13 protein-coding genes and 1 tRNA gene are annotated in these 15,873 nt (G+C 42.8%); all 14 read right to left on the reverse strand.

What is annotated here, in order from left to right:
• Positions 1-644: elongation factor Tu (gene tuf / locus COV43_06295; GenBank protein ID PIR25235.1), on the reverse strand; the 644-nt coding region annotated here is incomplete at its 3' end.
• 37 nt (positions 645-681) lie between these two features.
• The gene (gene fusA, locus COV43_06300) at positions 682-2,763 is read right to left on the reverse strand and encodes an elongation factor G (protein ID PIR25223.1); all 2,082 of its coding nucleotides are present in this window, start codon (positions 2,761-2,763) and stop codon (positions 682-684) included.
• A 33-nt stretch (positions 2,764-2,796) separates the two neighbouring features.
• Positions 2,797-3,270 carry a 30S ribosomal protein S7 gene (locus COV43_06305; protein PIR25224.1) on the reverse strand — a complete coding sequence of 158 codons (474 nt, stop codon included), beginning with the start codon at positions 3,268-3,270 and terminating at the stop codon, positions 2,797-2,799.
• A 15-nt stretch (positions 3,271-3,285) separates the two neighbouring features.
• A complete protein-coding gene (locus COV43_06310; protein ID PIR25225.1) occupies positions 3,286-3,657 on the reverse strand; it encodes a 30S ribosomal protein S12 in 372 nt (123 codons plus the stop codon).
• Between the two features lie 189 nt (positions 3,658-3,846).
• A complete protein-coding gene (gene rpoC / locus COV43_06315; GenBank protein ID PIR25226.1) occupies positions 3,847-7,992 on the reverse strand; it encodes a DNA-directed RNA polymerase subunit beta' in 4,146 nt (1,381 codons plus the stop codon).
• Positions 7,993-8,032: 40 nt separating this feature from the next.
• Positions 8,033-12,139, reverse strand: a complete 4,107-nt coding sequence (rpoB, locus tag COV43_06320) for a DNA-directed RNA polymerase subunit beta (GenBank protein ID PIR25227.1) — start codon at positions 12,137-12,139, stop codon at positions 8,033-8,035.
• Between the two features lie 97 nt (positions 12,140-12,236).
• A complete protein-coding gene (gene rplL, locus COV43_06325) occupies positions 12,237-12,614 on the reverse strand; it encodes a 50S ribosomal protein L7/L12 (protein ID PIR25228.1) in 378 nt (125 codons plus the stop codon).
• Positions 12,615-12,747: 133 nt separating this feature from the next.
• On the reverse strand, positions 12,748-13,263 hold the full coding sequence (locus tag COV43_06330; protein PIR25229.1) for a 50S ribosomal protein L10: 516 nt from the start codon (positions 13,261-13,263) through the stop codon (positions 12,748-12,750).
• An 11-nt stretch (positions 13,264-13,274) separates the two neighbouring features.
• Positions 13,275-13,964 (reverse strand): 50S ribosomal protein L1, encoded by a 690-nt coding sequence (locus COV43_06335; protein PIR25230.1) that lies wholly within the window; start codon positions 13,962-13,964, stop codon positions 13,275-13,277.
• Positions 13,965-14,021: 57 nt separating this feature from the next.
• Positions 14,022-14,447 (reverse strand): 50S ribosomal protein L11, encoded by a 426-nt coding sequence (gene rplK / locus COV43_06340; GenBank protein PIR25231.1) that lies wholly within the window; start codon positions 14,445-14,447, stop codon positions 14,022-14,024.
• Positions 14,448-14,532: 85 nt separating this feature from the next.
• On the reverse strand, positions 14,533-15,069 hold the full coding sequence (locus COV43_06345; protein PIR25232.1) for a transcription termination/antitermination protein NusG: 537 nt from the start codon (positions 15,067-15,069) through the stop codon (positions 14,533-14,535).
• A 9-nt stretch (positions 15,070-15,078) separates the two neighbouring features.
• Positions 15,079-15,465: a preprotein translocase subunit SecE gene (secE, locus tag COV43_06350; protein PIR25233.1), complete on the reverse strand. Its 387-nt coding sequence runs from the start codon at positions 15,463-15,465 to the stop codon at positions 15,079-15,081.
• Between the two features lie 57 nt (positions 15,466-15,522).
• Positions 15,523-15,596, reverse strand: a tRNA-Trp gene (locus COV43_06355).
• Positions 15,597-15,656: 60 nt separating this feature from the next.
• Positions 15,657-15,806 carry a 50S ribosomal protein L33 gene (gene rpmG / locus COV43_06360; GenBank protein ID PIR25234.1) on the reverse strand — a complete coding sequence of 50 codons (150 nt, stop codon included), beginning with the start codon at positions 15,804-15,806 and terminating at the stop codon, positions 15,657-15,659.
• Positions 15,807-15,873 lie beyond the last annotated feature (67 nt).

The following is a 15,873-nucleotide window of genomic DNA, read 5'->3' on the forward strand; positions in this document are numbered from 1 at the left end:
ATCAAGAATGGCTTTGCGGTATCGCGAACTGGCTCTGGAACGTATTCATCACACGCTGCCAACAAACGAGCTATTGATTGAGTTCCGAGTTCACTCTCTTCGCCTTCCAACGCCTTCAAGGCACTTCCGCGAATGATTGGAATTTCATCTCCGGGAAAATTATACTGTGTCAACAATTCACGCACTTCGAGTTCTACCAGATCCAAAAGCTCTGCGTCGTCAACCGTATCGCATTTGTTCAAAAACACTACAATTCGAGGAACTCCTACTTGGCGCGCAAGAAGGATGTGCTCTCTGGTTTGCGGCATCGGACCATCTGCTGCGTTCACCACCAAGATCGCTCCGTCCATCTGAGCTGCTCCTGTGATCATGTTTTTTACATAGTCAGCGTGGCCTGGACAATCGACGTGTGCATAGTGACGGTTCGCTGTCTCATATTCTACGTGCGCTGTTGAAATGGTAATTCCGCGCTCGCGCTCTTCTGGTGCTTTATCGATCTGATCGAAATCCATCTTCTCCGCTAAACCCAAGGCTGCTTGCGTTTTCGTGATCGCGGCCGTTAATGTCGTCTTACCATGGTCTACGTGACCGATTGTACCGATGTTAACATGTGGTTTCGTTCTCTCAAATTTCCCCTTACTCATATACTGCCTCCGTGTAAAAAACGTTTTCTTTAGTTAATTAAACTCCGCGAGCCTTTGCCACTACTTCTTCTGCAAGATTTTTTGGCAATTGTTCGTAATGTGCAAATTCCATTGAGTAGGTTGCGCGTCCTTGAGATAAACTTCTCAAGTGTGTTGCATACCCAAACATAGCCGAGAGCGGAACATTGGCTGTGATCACTTGAGAATCAGTGTGAATTTCACTGTTCATGATTCTTCCGCGTCTTGACGTAAGATCTCCAGTGATCGGACCAACAAAATCATCTGGGACAACCACTTCAACCATCATAATTGGCTCTAAAATAACTGGAGATGCTTTATGAACACCTTCTTTAAGCGCCATAGAACCTGCAATTTTGAAGGCCATATCTGATGAATCCACCTCATGGTAAGATCCGTCGAGAAGGCGTACTTTGATATCTACAACAGGATAACCTGCAATAGCACCACCGGTACACGCTTCTTTTACGCCCTTTTCTACTGCTGGGATATATTCACGTGGAATTCTTCCACCACTAATTTCATCGATAAACTCAAAACCTTTTCCAGCTTCATTTGGAGAAACATGGATAACAACGTGTCCATATTGTCCGCGACCACCACTCTGTTTTGCATATTTGTGGTCGATTTTTGCTTCGCCGGTAATAGTTTCTCTGTAGGCAACTTGCGGTCTACCAACGTTTGCTTCAACACTGAATTCTCTCTTCATACGATCAACAATAATTTCAAGATGAAGCTCGCCCATTCCTGAAATAATTGTTTGACCTGTCTCATGATCAACATGAACTTTAAGAGAAGGATCTTCTGAAGAAAGTTTTCCAAGTGCTGTTGAAAGTTTTTCTTCATCCGCTTTTGATTTTGGTTCGATGGCAACTGAAATTACCGGATCAGGGAAAGTCATTGATTCCAAAATAACCGGTTGGTTTCCATCACAAAGCGTATCTCCAGTGCGGGTATTTTTGAGACCAACAACTGCAGCAATATCTCCAGCGAACACTTCTTTAATTTCTTCGCGCTGATTTGAGTGCATTTGCAACATTCTGCCCATGCGCTCTTTTTTTCCATTTGTTGAATTAAGAACTGGATTACCCGCTTCAAGCTTTCCAGAATAAACTCTGAAATAAGTAAGCTGGCCAACATAAGGATCTGTCATAATTTTAAACGCCAACGCCGAAAACGGTTCGTTTTCATCTGGTTTGCGCAAGACTTTTTCTTCTTCGTTATCAACACTAACACCTTCAATGGCATCAACATCGAGAGGTGAAGGGAGGTAATTTACAACAGCATCAAGAAGTTGTTGCACCCCTTTATTTTTGAAAGCAGAACCACAAAAGACTGGAGTAATTTGCATTGCAATCACTGCATTTCTTGCGGCACGTTTAAGTTCTTCAGCAGAAACTTCTTGGCCCTCCAAGTATTTTCCCATAAGAACTTCATCGTTCTCTACAAGCGACTCCACAAGCATTCCGCGATATTTGCTTACTTCTTCTTGCATGTCATTTGGGACATCAACAATGTCAAACTTTGCACCCAAAGACTCATCATTGAACACATAAGCTTTACGTTCGATAAGATCGACAACTCCTTTGAACTGATCTTCAGCTCCAATAGGAAGTTGGAATGCAACGGCGTTCGCTTTGAGGCGATCGTTAATAGTAGAGATAACACGAATAAAATTCGCGCCTGTGCGGTCCATTTTATTCACGAAAGCAATTTTTGGAACTTTGTAACGATTTGCTTGGCGCCAAACCGTTTCAGACTGTGGCTGCACACCAGCTACCGCACAAAAAACACCAACCGCTCCATCAAGCACACGCAAACTGCGCTCTACTTCGATGGTGAAGTCAACGTGTCCTGGAGTATCGATAATGTTAATGCGATGATCTCCCCAGAAACAGGTGGTAGCCGCAGAAGTAATGGTGATACCACGCTCCTGCTCTTGCTCCATCCAGTCCATGGTTGCAGCACCTTCATGCACTTCACCGATCTTATAATTTTTTCCGGTATAATAAAGGATACGCTCAGTCGCAGTGGTTTTACCCGCATCGATATGAGCCATAATTCCTATATTTCTAATTTTTTCTAATGTAGCACGAGCCATTGTTTCTACCTTTTTCAACTTCTTAAATTGTACCTACCATTTAAAGTGAGCAAACGCTTTGTTTGCTTCTGCCATGCGGTGTGTATCTTCGCGTTTTTTGAAGGCTCCACCACGTTGTTCAAGCACATCTAACAACTCTCCTGCTAAACGTTCTCCCATAGAACCTTCGCCGCGAGCTCTTGCTGCAGCAACCAACCAACGAAGCGCCAATGTTGCACGGCGATCGGAACGAACTTCAACAGGAACTTGATATGTAGCCCCACCTACACGGCGAGATCTTACTTCAACATTTGGCTTCAAGCTATCAAGCGCTTGACGGAAAACTTTTACAGGATCATCTTTTTTCTTTTCATGAAGAACATCGAATGCACCGTAAACAATTGTCTCGGCAACGCCTTTTTTACCACCCATCATCAAAGTATTTACGAGCTTCGACACCACAGCATCGTTATATCTTGGATCTGGGATAACATCTCTTTTTAAACTGCCTCTTTTTTTTCTTGGCATACAACCCTCATCTCACTACTTCGGTTTTTTAGTTCCATATTTAGAACGACTTTGTTTACGTCCATCAACACCTGTTGTGTCAAGCGTTCCACGAACGGTGTGATATCTCACACCCGGCAAATCTTTTACTCTTCCACCACGAATCAAAATCACAGAGTGCTCTTGAAGGTTATGGCCTTCTCCGGGAATATAGCTGGTTACTTCAGCGCCGTTTGTAAGCCTTACACGAGCTACCTTACGAAGCGCAGAGTTCGGCTTCTTTGGAGTTGTAGTGTAAACTCTGGTGCAAACACCTCTTTTTTGAGGACATCTTTCCAAAGCGGGAGAAGCCGTGCGTGACTTCACTTTTTTTCTCCCTTTTCGTACTAATTGGTTGATTGTAGGCATAACGTAAGAACCTCATTTTTATTTGTGCTGCTTTATTTTTAAAAAACGCTTTATTTTTCAACTACTTACACACACTTTTTGGGCGGACCCGCAAAAGTGCGTGGAACTTATCAGACGAAATATTCAAAGTCAAGAAAATCAAAGGAAGGGAGCAGCGCTTTTTTCTAGCTTAAAGCGCTGCATCAGACCTTAGCCGGCAACTTCTTGCTCTAGCTCAACTTTTTTATGAGATCCGCGAGATGAAGCTACGGCTTCAAGCAATCCATCATCTACGTGCGCTCGCACTTTTGTTTGCTTATATCGCTGCAATCCCGTTCCTGCTGGAATGAGGCGTCCCATGATCACATTCTCTTTGAGGCCTCTTAAATAATCCACTTTTCCCGAAACGGCTGCTTCTGTGAGCACTTTTGTGGTCTCTTGGAAGGAAGCTGCCGAGATGAAGCTTTCAGTGGTAAGTGATGCTTTTGTAATTCCGAGAAGCAAAGGCTCTGCAACGACAGGTTGTTTTCCTGCTGCCATGAGCTCTTCATTTTTGAGATCAAAGTTAGATTTTTCCACTTGCTCGTCTACAAGCCATGTAGAATCACCTGGTTCGATAATAGTAACTCGTCTTAACATCTGACGAACGATGACTTCGATATGCTTATCGTTAATTTTCACACCTTGAAGTCGATATACTTCCTGAACCTCGTCTACCAAATATTTTGCGAGCGCTTTTACGCCAAGCACTTTTAAAATATCGTGCGGATTGGAAGAGCCATCCATAAGTGGTTCACCAGCACGGATGAAATCACCTTCATTTACAGAAATGTGCTTTCCTTTGAGAATGAGGTATTCCGTTGGTTCTCCATCTTCTGGAGTTACAATAACGCGACGTTTTCCTTTGAGATCTTTTCCAAAACTTACCACTCCATCTACTTCACTAATGATGGCATGTTCTTTTGGTTTACGTGCTTCGAATAACTCGGCAACACGAGGAAGACCCCCGGTAATATCTTTTGTTTTTGTTGTTTCACGCGGGATACGTGCAATCTCATCACCTGCTTTTACTTTGCCACCTTGTGCAACCGCCAAAATGGCGCCAACCGGCATCAAATAACGTGCATGCCCTCTTCCAGATGGATGCTCAAGCGTTTCTCCATCATCACCTTTGATAGAAATACGTGGTCTGCTGTTTGGATTTTTTGAAGACTGAATCACGCGACGTGAAAGACCTGTTACTTCGTCCACTTGTTCAGACATGGTTTGGCCTTCAGTAATATCACCAAACTTAACGGTACCACTCACATCGGTAAGAATTGGAATGGTGTAAGGATCCCAGTCAGCTAAAAGCGTTGCTGCTTTTACTTTTTGTCCATTTTTTACTCGGAGGAAAGCTCCGTAATTGAGGCGGTAGCGTTCACGTTCTCTGCCTTCATCATCAATGATAATCATCTCACCATTACGATTGGTAATAGTTTCATTACCAGCCGAGTTGGGAGCAATATTTACATTGTGAAGTTTAACAATACCATCGTGTCTGTTTTCGAGAGCTGATTGTTCAACACGTCTTGATGCCGTTCCACCAATGTGGAAGGTTCTCATGGTAAGCTGTGTTCCTGGCTCACCAATTGACTGAGCCGCAATAACTCCAACCGCTTCACCCACATTGACCAAGTGTCCACGAGCTAGATCACGACCATAGCATTTACGGCAAACACCAAATGGTGCTTTACAGGTAAGAGCCGATCGTACTTTTATTCTTTCGATACCCGATTCTTCAACAACATGAACAAGGGCTTCATCGATCATTTCAGCATTTTGAACAATAACGTTTCCATTGAAAGGATCAATCACATCGTTGAGAGCTACGCGACCTAGAATACGTTCGCCTAATGGTTCGATGACTTCGCCTGCCTCGACTAATGGATAGACTTCAATCCCATCAAGTGTTCCGCAATCTTGAATTGAAACAATGCTGTCTTGAGCAACATCCACAAGACGTCTTGTGAGGTATCCAGAGTTTGCAGTTTTTAGTGCTGTATCGGCAAGACCTTTACGTGCTCCGTGTGTAGAAATAAAATACTGAAGTACGTTCAAGCCTTCTCTAAAGTTTGCAACAATTGGCGTTTCAATAATTTCGCCAGATGGTTTTGCCATCAGACCGCGCATACCAGATAATTGGCGCATCTGCTGTCCACTACCTCTTGCTCCAGAATCTGCCATGATGAAGACAGAGTTGAAACTCATTTGTGTGCGTTTCTCGCCTTTGGTACTTGTGGCTACTTCTGTACTAAGGCCTTTCATCATGCGACCAGCAATGGTCTCCGTGGTCTGTGCCCAAATATCTACTACTTTGTTGTACTTCTCACCGGAAGTAATAAGACCTTCGGTGTATTGAACTTCAACTTTAGCCACTTCTTCGAAAGCTTTATCCAAAATTTCTTTTTTCGAATCTGGAATAACCATGTCGTCGATACAAATAGAAATTCCAGCTTTTGTAGAATGCTTGAAGCCAAGAGTACGTAAGCTATCGCAAAGAAGAACAGTCTCTTTGTCTTTGCACAAACGGTAGCACTGATCAATCAGCTCAACGATGGCTTTTTTGTCCATCACTTTGTTGATATAATTAAATTTCACCATAGCTGGAACGTGTTGATACAAAATCACGCGGCCAGTTGTGGTTTCGTAACGCTCACCTTCGATACGAACGTTAATTTTAGATTGAAGATCAAGTTCACCTGATTCATACGCAATGTTCACTTCTTCGATGCCTGAAAAAGTGCAGCCTTCGCCTTTTCCAAACGCACGTTCGCGAGTGAGGTAGTATAAGCCTAAAACCATATCTTGCGTCGGAACAATAATTGGCTTTCCGTTCGCAGGAGAAAGAATGTTGTTGGTAGAGAGCAAAAGAATTCTCGCTTCAATTTGAGCTTCAATTGAAAGCGGAACGTGCACTGCCATCTGGTCTCCGTCGAAGTCGGCGTTAAACGCAGCACACACAAGGGGATGCAGGCGAATAGCTTTTCCTTCGATAAGCACAGGTTCAAAAGCCTGAACTCCGAGACGGTGAAGCGTTGGAGCACGGTTGAGAAGAACTGGATGCTCTTTAATCACATCATCCAAAGCATCCCACACTTCTGGAGTTTCGGTTTCTACCAAGCGTTTTGCACTTTTAATGGTAGAGGCCAAACCATTTTCTTGAAGTCTGTTATAAATAAATGGCTTGAACAATTCGAGCGCCATCTTTTTTGGCAAACCACATTGATGCAATCTAAGCTCGGGCCCAACTACAATTACCGAACGTCCAGAATAATCTACACGTTTTCCAAGAAGGTTCTGACGGAAACGACCTTGTTTTCCTTTAAGCATATCAGAAAGCGAACGAAGTGCTCTGTTGTTTGGACCAACAAAAGGACGCGCTCTTCTTCCGTTATCGAAAAGAGCATCAACTGCTTCTTGCAACATTCTCTTTTCGTTTCTGATAATGATGTCTGGAGCACTAAGTTCCATCAAGCGTTTCAAGCGATTGTTTCTGTTGATCACGCGACGGTAGAGATCGTTTAAGTCTGATGTTGCAAAGCGTCCACCTTCAAGAGGAACAAGAGGACGAAGATCTGGTGGAATAACCGGAAGCACTTCCAAAATCATCCACTCTGGTCTATTTGCTGCTTCGAAAAATTGTTCAGACAACTTCAATCGTTTGGCGAGTTTTTTTCGTGTGGCTTCAGATTTTGTTTCTCTGAGGTCAGCTCTTAACTTGATAGAAAGTTCTTCCAAGTCAACTTGAGCAAGCATTTCTCTTACGGCATCTCCACCCATTCCTACGCGGAAATCTGGACCAAATTCATCAAGTGCATTTTGGTATTGATCTTCAGTAAGAATTTCACCTTGAAGTAAAGTGGTGTTGCCAGGATCAAGAACAGTATACGCTTCGCAATACAAAACACGCTCAAGACTTTTGAGAGGAATATCAAGCATTGTTCCAATGCGCGAAGGCAAACTTTTCAAGAACCAAATATGAGCAACTGGAGTTGCAAGGTTAATGTGGCCCATGCGATCACGACGCACTTTACTTTGGATAACTTCTACTCCGCACTTTTCGCACACAATTCCTCTGTGCTTCATGCGTTTGTATTTTCCGCAGATACATTCGTAATCTTTTACTGGTCCAAAAATTTTCGCGCAAAACAAGCCATCTCTTTCGGGCTTAAATGTACGGTAGTTAATGGTTTCCGGTTTTTTCACTTCACCGTGAGACCATGAACGAATCTTCTCTGGGCTCGCTAATTTAATGCGAACTCCATCAAAGGATAACGGATCTTTTGGTTTTTCAAAAAAATGATAAATATCCATGTCGACCTCTCGTGGTGACCTCAAAGGTTCACAATTATTGTTATTCCTTCTCAGACTCAATTAAATCAATGTCCAGGCAAAGACCTTGAAGCTCTTTAATGAGAACGTTAAACGATTCTGGCAAACCAGGTTCAAGCACCTTTTCACCTTTTACAATCGCTTCATACATTCTGCTTCTTCCTGATACGTCATCTGACTTAACTGTTAAAAATTCTTGAAGAGCATATGCGGCACCGTATGCTTCCATTGCCCATACTTCCATCTCTCCTAAACGCTGTCCTCCGAACTGAGCTTTTCCACCAAGTGGTTGCTGCGTTACAAGAGAATATGGTCCAATAGAACGTGCGTGAATTTTTTCGTCTACCAAGTGATGGAGCTTCAAGACATACATAATTCCAACGGTAACCGGAGAATCGAAGGCATCACCCGTTCGTCCGTCGAAGAGAATAGTTTGTCCAGAGAGAGGAAGATCTGCTGTTTCAAGCAAAGACTTCACTTCTTTCTCATTGGCTCCGTCAAATACAGGTGTTTCAACTGGAACACCTTTTCTCAATTTCACCGCGAGCTCTCTTATTTGCTCATCGGTTGACTCATCAAGAAGCTTTGAAAGCGATGGTGAGTTGTAAGCTTTTTTAATCATCTCAATCATATTTTTTCTTGAATATTGTTCTTCAAGAATATGGTTGATTTGTTCACCCAAGTGATATGAAGCCCAGCCCAAGTGTGTTTCCAGAATTTGTCCAACGTTCATACGTGAAGGAACACCAAGTGGATTAAGCACTACATCAACTGGTGTGCCATCTGCCATGTACGGCAAATCTTCTTCAGGCATAATGCAAGACACAACCCCTTTGTTTCCGTGGCGGCCGGCCATTTTATCACCGATAGAAAGTTTTCTTTTAATCGCAACATACACCTTCACCATTTTGATTACTCCCGGAGGAAGCTCATCACCTTTGGTGAGACGATCAATTTTTTGTTCGTGTGCTGTTTTGATGATTTTCATTTGATCATTCGCGTTACGACAAATGGTTTGAAACTCGGCTTCTTTTTTGTCGTCGAGGCGAACAGAAAGATCGATCCACTCTTCAAATGGAATGTGATTCAACACTTCTTCCGTGAGTTTATCACCTTTGGCAAGAAGCACTTCTCCATTTTTAGCTGATACTTTTACCGTAACTTGCTCATCAAGAAGAAGAGGAAGTGCACGCATAGCAGCAGTTTCACGGATACCTTTCAATTCGGCATCCATATCTTTGCGGATTTTTGCAACATCAACACCTTGAATGTATTTTGCTCTTTCATCAAGCTCGATACCTTCACGTGAGAAAACTTGTGCATCAATGATAACACCGCTTACTCCAGGTGGAACACGCAAGCTGGTGTCTTTTACATCCCCAGCTTTTTCTCCAAAGATAGCGCGAAGAAGACGTTCTTCGGGAGAAAGTTGTGTTTCACCTTTTGGAGTAACTTTTCCAACCAAAATGTCACCTGGTTGAACTTCAGCTCCAATGCGGATAATTCCAGATTCATCCAAATTCTTCAGCGCTTCTTCTCCCACATTTGGAATATCTCGAGTGATTTCTTCTGCGCCCAATTTGGTATCGCGCGCGGTTGATTCAAACTCTTCAATATGGATAGAAGTAAAAGCATCTTCTTTCAGAAGTCTTTCACTGATAAGAATAGAATCCTCAAAGTTGTAACCACCCCAAGGCATAAACGCTACTACCACGTTTTGTCCAAGCGCTAATTCGCCCTGCTCTGTTGCAGGACCATCGGCAATCACTTCACCGGCTTTCACTACTTGGCCCAAACGCACAATTGGCTTTTGGTTTACGCAAGTACTTTGATTTGAGCGACGGTATTTGGTGAGGCCATAAATATCGATGTCAGAGTGAAATTTCTTTTTGTCTGATTTATTTGCTTTTACCACAATGCGGTTTGCATCAACTTCGGTAACAACGCCATCTCTTCTGGCAACAACCGTTACTCCAGAATCTCTTGCTACTACTCGCTCGATACCAGTTCCCACAAGTGGAGCTGCTGTTCTCAAAAGCGGAACTGCCTGACGTTGCATGTTCGATCCCATGAGCGCTCTGTTTGCATCATCATGCTCAAGGAAGGGAATGAGTGCAGCTGCAACTGACACAAGCTGTTGCGGAGCGACATCCATCATCTGGATCTGTTCTTTATCGGCAAGCTGAAACTCACCAGCAACGTGAGCTTGAACTTTGTCGTCTACAAATTTCTTGCGTCCATCCAACTTTGCGTTGGCCTGTGCAATGGCATGACGGCCTTCTTGAAGCGCCGAACAGTATTGAACTTCATCGGTTACTCCACCACTTTCAACTTTACGATATGGAGTTTCGATAAATCCGAAATCATTCACGCGAGCGTAAACAGAAAGCGAAGAAATCAATCCGATATTCGGACCCTCTGGAGTTTCAATAGGACAGATACGACCATAGTGCGTGGTGTGAACGTCACGAACTTCAAAGCCTGCACGTTCGCGAGAAAGTCCACCTGGTCCCAACGCAGAAAGTCGTCTTTTGTGCGTAATCTCAGAAAGCGGATTCGTTTGATCCATAAACTGAGAAAGCTGACTTGATCCAAAAAATTCTTTAATCACCGCTGACACTGGTTTTGAATTGATAAGATCGTGCGGCATAAGTGTTTCTACGTCTTGCAAGCTCATGCGTTCGCGAATAGCTCTTTCCATACGGACAAGACCTACGCGATATTGATTTTCGAGCAGCTCGCCAACCAAACGAACACGTCTGTTTCCGAGATGATCGATATCATCAATTTCGCCAACACCATCTTTGAGACCTACAAGATATTTCACGGTTGCAACAATATCTTCTTTGCGAAGACTTCCTATTTCGAGAGGAACATCCATTCCAAATTTATAGTTAATTTTTAGTCTTCCCACTTTTGAAAGATCATAGCGCTCAGGATTGAAGAAAAGATTTTCAAAGAAAGCTTGAGCAGCTTCTGCTGTAGCAGGATCTCCCGGACGAAGACGTCTGTAAATTTCAAGTCTAGATTCGTCTGGATCAGTTACTTTATCAGCAATCAAAGTGTTCCGAATATATGAACCAATGTTCAGTTCATCAATGTAAAGCAATTTGAAGCTTTTGATTTTGCGAGATACAATTTCGTCGTAAATTTCACTTGTTAATACTTCGTTTGCGGCAAGAAGAATTTCTCCACTCGCTTCATCAATAATGTCATGAGCTGCAACACGAGCATCAATATCCTCATACACAAGAGGAATACGAAAATCTTTTTCGGCTTCAATTTCTTTTAAGGCAGCGCGTGTGTAGCGTTTATCTTTCTTTACAATGATATCGCCTTTTGCGTTTTTGATATCACGAGATGCGCGCTGATATTTAAGAAGATTGACGTTAGCAGCTTTTGAAATCTTCACTTTTCCATCAATGAAAATTTCTTCACTGTCATAAAACATGTTGATGAGATCTTCGGTGCTGTAACCAAGTGCACGAAGCAAAATAGTTGCTGGCATTTTACGTCTGCGGTCGATACGAACATGGACCAAGTCTTTTGCATCAAACTCGAAGTCTAACCATGCGCCGCGGTATGGAATAATTCTGGCAGAGAAAAGTAATTTTCCAGAAGCGTGCGTTTTTCCTTTATCATGTTCAAAAAAGACACCAGGACTACGATGAAGCTGGCTTACAATAACACGTTCAGTACCATTGACAATGAAGGTACCAAAGTCGGTCATGTAAGGAACTTCTCCAAAATAAACTTCCTGCTCTTTTACGTCTCGAATAGCTTGAGCACCAGTTGTCTCGTCAATATCCCAGAGCACAAGACGAATGAGCACACGCATAGGAACTGCGTAGGTCATTCCTCTACTTCTACACTCTTGCTCGTCATACTTTGGAGCATCGAATTTGTAGCTTACAAATTCAAGTGAAGCTGTTTGGGTGAACCCTTTGATGGGGAACACGCTCTTGAAGACACCGTTAAGACCAATGTCACCGCGCTGATCTGGATCAGCATCTCTTTGCAGAAAACGCTCGAATGACTTTTTCTGCATGTCAATGAGCGGCGGAATCTCGATAACTGATTCTACTTTAGAAAATGATTTGCGATGACGCTTAAGAGGAGCGTAAGTCATGGCAACTCCTTCAAACAATGAAATACACATATGCCCACAGCCGCCTCCCTTAGGCGCTGATGGGCTTATGTGTTTAAATTAGGGAACAAGTTAAAAATTACTTAAGTTCTACTTTAGCACCTACAGCTTCAAGTTTTTTCTTAAGCTCTTCAGCTTCTTCTTTGCTCACAGCTTCTTTTACTGTTTTTGGAGCACCTTCAACAAGGTCTTTTGCTTCTTTAAGGCCCAAAGAAGTTGCTGTACGCACTTCTTTAATCACCTTAATTTTGTCTGATCCTGCTTCTGTAAGAATAACATCAAACTCAGTTTTCTCTTCAGCAGCTTCAGCAGCAGCACCAGGCGCAGCAGCAACAGCAACTGGAGCAGCAGCACTTACACCGAAAGTTTCTTCGAGTTCTTTTACCAACTCAGAAACTTCGATGAGGCTCATGTTTTTTAGTGTTTCGATAATTTCTTGTCTTCCTACTGTAGCCATTGTGTCCTCCTTTGAACGTCACCCCAAATGGTCGCTGTAAGTGTTTACAGTCATGTGGGCAGTGCCTTTTTGGCAAAGACACTGTTTAAGTGATTTTTTTCTTATTCTTTCATAAATTACTTTAAGTTTTTGTTTACGACTTTGTTTTCGCAATAGCATCAATAACCGTTACAAGCTGTCTTGGAAGTGCAGCCAATACTCCAACCATGTTTTGAGCCGGCGCACTCATTGATCCAAGCACTTTTGCAATCAAGACTTCGCGTGATGGAAGTTTTGAAAGGGCAATAATGTCATCAACGGAAATCAATTTTCCTTCAAGCGCTCCACCAAAAATTTGAATGGCTTCATATTTTTTTGCCATTTCAACCATAATTTTTGCGGAAACAACTGCATCGGTTTCAGATGAAGCAACTGCCGTTGGTCCACTGATACAAGCGTGAAGTTCAGATAAACCTTGTTCGTCCAAAGCTTTTTTCGCAATGCGGTTTTTGATTACTTTCAACTTCGATCCGCCTTTGCGGAGCTCGGAGCGAACTTCATTCATCTCTTCTACTTTAAGCCCTCTGTAGCTTGTGAAAACTAAAGCTTTTGCAGCGGCAAAGCTTGTGGAGAGGTTTTTCATTTCGATTTCTTTTTGTGTTCTATTCATGATGAACCTCCTCAAACGCCAAAGGATGCAGGATCAACTTGCACCCCAGGGGTCATTGTTGCTGAAAGAGAAATTTTTCTTAGGTATACTCCTTTTGCTGCAGCGGGTTTTGCTTTTACCACGGCATCTAAAAGAGTTTGAAGATTTTCTTTGAGCTTTTCATTTCCAAAAGATCTTTTTCCAACAGGCGCATGCACCACAGCAGCTTTGTCGATTCTAAATTCAACTTTGCCGCCTTTGGTTTCCTTTACCGCCTTTGCAAGATCATTGGTAACCGTTCCAAGTTTTGGATTTGGCATCATTCCACGAGGCCCCAAAACTTTACCAAGTTTTCCAACCGTAACCATCATATCGGGAGTTGCAATGGTTTTGTCGAATTCCATCCAACCGGCTTGGATTTTTTGAGCAAGCTCTTCGCCACCAACAACATCGGCACCAGCGTCTTCGGCTTCTTTTGCTTTTTCGCCAATAGCAAAAACAGCTACACGAACTGTTTTTCCAATTCCGTGTGGAAGGCTAATAGCGCCTCTTACCATTTGGTCTGTTTGTTTTGCATCTACGTCTAGATTGATCGCTACATCAACAGCTTCATCAAATTTTACTTTCGAAAAACTTGCCAAAACATCTAAGGCTTCATCCAAAGAATATAATTTTTCTGAATCTACGAGCTCACGATCTTTTTTGTATCTTTTTCCAGCCATGTGTACCTCCCGTTGTGCAAGCGCAACTCTGAATTCAAGTTGCTCCAACGCTTTTAGTTAACCAACGACTTCAATTCCCATATTGCGAGCAGTGCCTTCCACTGTTCTCATGGCAGATTCAAGAGAATCTGTATTGAGGTCTGGCATTTTAATTTTTGCAATTTCTTCCACCTGAGCTCTTGTCACCTTGCCCACTTTTTGCTTGTTGGGAATAGCTGCACCTTTATCAATTTTTGCAGCCTTCTTCAGCAAAACCGCAGCAGGTGGTGATTTAAGGATAAAGCTAAAAGATCTGTCTTGATAAACCGTAATAATAACCGGGATAATCATTCCAGCTTGGCTTTGTGTTTTTGCGTTAAACTGTTTGCAAAACTCCATAATATTCACACCATGCTGACCCAATGCTGGACCAACTGGTGGAGCAGGATTTGCCGCTCCTGCAGGACACTGCAATTTGATCTGTCCTACCGCTTTTTTTGCCATATACTTTCTCCATCAATCAAAATTTTGTCTCGTAAATAAGAAGCAGGGAGAAAAAATGTTCTCCACATACGTACAAGAACAAAACCTATGAAACTTTTTCTACTTCTGAAAAATCGAGTTCAATCGGAGTTGATCGTCCAAAAATACTCACAAGCACTCTCAACTTGCCCTTGTCAGCATTGACGTCGTCAACCATTCCCGTAAACGTTGCAAACGGTCCACTGTTTACACGTACATTTTCACCTTTTTCAAATTCTACTTTTGGTTTTGGACGTAGTGTTCCTTCTTTAATTTTGTTGGTAATACGCAACACCTCTTGCTCGGGTACAACTGGCGGTGTTTTAGAGCTTCCGACAAAACCGGTAATTTTTGGAGTGTCCTTTACCAAGTGCCAAGTTTGATCGTTCAAAACCATCTTAATCAAAACATAACCTGGAAAAAATTGGCGCTTCGAAGCTCTTTTTACGCCTTTTTTCACTTCAACCACATCTTCAGTTGGGACAAGTACATCTTCAAACAAGTCTTCCATGTTGTGATGACGAACGCGTTCAAGCAAAGCTTCTTTGGCTTTTTGCTCGTACCCTGAATATGTGTGAACTACGTACCAATGTTTTGTCGACATATTTCCAACCTAACGATAAAGAAGTCCAATCATCGACCCCCAAATGAAGTCGAAGCTAAATAAAATAAGCGATGAAATTCCAACCAGTATGCTCACCACAACCGTGGAGGTCATCGTTTCTTTTCTGTTTGGCCAAATCACTTTTTCAAGTTCAAGGATTGCTTCTAAAGTAAACTTACTTGCGTTCTTGTTGGTAATAAGAAGAACAAAAGTAAGCACCGCAACACCCAAACCAATGATGTCAGCCGGAGATAAAATCCACGCTGGACTTGTAATACGAAAAACAACCCACAAGGCTGCAAAAAACTGCTGAACGAAAAAGCCAAAAAGAGCTGAGGCCAACAAAAACGCGAGCGCTACAAACTTCTGATATGACTGTCTTTCATTCAAGCTCATGGTGTTAACTCCATTTTCTTTTTATCAAAACTCCTACCCTACGCGATGATCTCGCTGCAGGGGAGACAGGGATCGAACCTGCGACCCCCGGTTTTGGAGACCGGTGCTCTACCTAGCTGAGCTACTCCCCTACACCAAAATCTTTTCCAAAACTTGGAGAGACCACTATCGCATCGAGGTCACTGTACACTTTATTTTGTTTCTCGATGAAGCGTGCGCTTTTTACAAAACGCGCAATATTTCTTCACTTCAATTCTTTCTTTTGCCTTTTGCTTACTCTTGCTCGTACTATAATTTCTTCGCTTGCACTCAGAGCATGCTAAATGAATCGAAGTTTTCACGAGTCTTACTCTACCACTTCAGTCACAACACCAGCACCAACGGTACGGCCGCCTTCGCGAACGGCGA

It is taken from the genome of Deltaproteobacteria bacterium CG11_big_fil_rev_8_21_14_0_20_42_23, from assembly GCA_002796345.1.
In the GTDB taxonomy this organism is placed as follows: Bacteria; UBA10199; UBA10199; order 2-02-FULL-44-16; family 2-02-FULL-44-16; genus 1-14-0-20-42-23.

Bases quoted from the DNA above. Each gene is read 5' to 3' on its own strand.
- rplK (PIR25231.1), bottom strand. From the start codon at position 14,447: ATGGCAAAAAAAGCGGTAGGACAGATCAAATTGCAGTGTCCTGCAGGA.
- COV43_06305 (PIR25224.1), bottom strand. From the start codon at position 3,270: ATGCCAAGAAAAAAAAGAGGCAGTTTAAAAAGAGATGTTATCCCAGAT.
- rplL (PIR25228.1), bottom strand. From the start codon at position 12,614: ATGGCTACAGTAGGAAGACAAGAAATTATCGAAACACTAAAAAACATG.
- fusA (PIR25223.1), bottom strand. From the start codon at position 2,763: ATGGCTCGTGCTACATTAGAAAAAATTAGAAATATAGGAATTATGGCT.
- secE (PIR25233.1), bottom strand. From the start codon at position 15,465: ATGAGCTTGAATGAAAGACAGTCATATCAGAAGTTTGTAGCGCTCGCG.
- COV43_06345 (PIR25232.1), bottom strand. From the start codon at position 15,069: ATGTCGACAAAACATTGGTACGTAGTTCACACATATTCAGGGTACGAG.
- rpoC (PIR25226.1), bottom strand. From the start codon at position 7,992: ATGGATATTTATCATTTTTTTGAAAAACCAAAAGATCCGTTATCCTTT.
- COV43_06310 (PIR25225.1), bottom strand. From the start codon at position 3,657: ATGCCTACAATCAACCAATTAGTACGAAAAGGGAGAAAAAAAGTGAAG.
- COV43_06330 (PIR25229.1), bottom strand. From the start codon at position 13,263: ATGAATAGAACACAAAAAGAAATCGAAATGAAAAACCTCTCCACAAGC.
- rpoB (PIR25227.1), bottom strand. From the start codon at position 12,139: ATGACTTACGCTCCTCTTAAGCGTCATCGCAAATCATTTTCTAAAGTA.
- COV43_06335 (PIR25230.1), bottom strand. From the start codon at position 13,964: ATGGCTGGAAAAAGATACAAAAAAGATCGTGAGCTCGTAGATTCAGAA.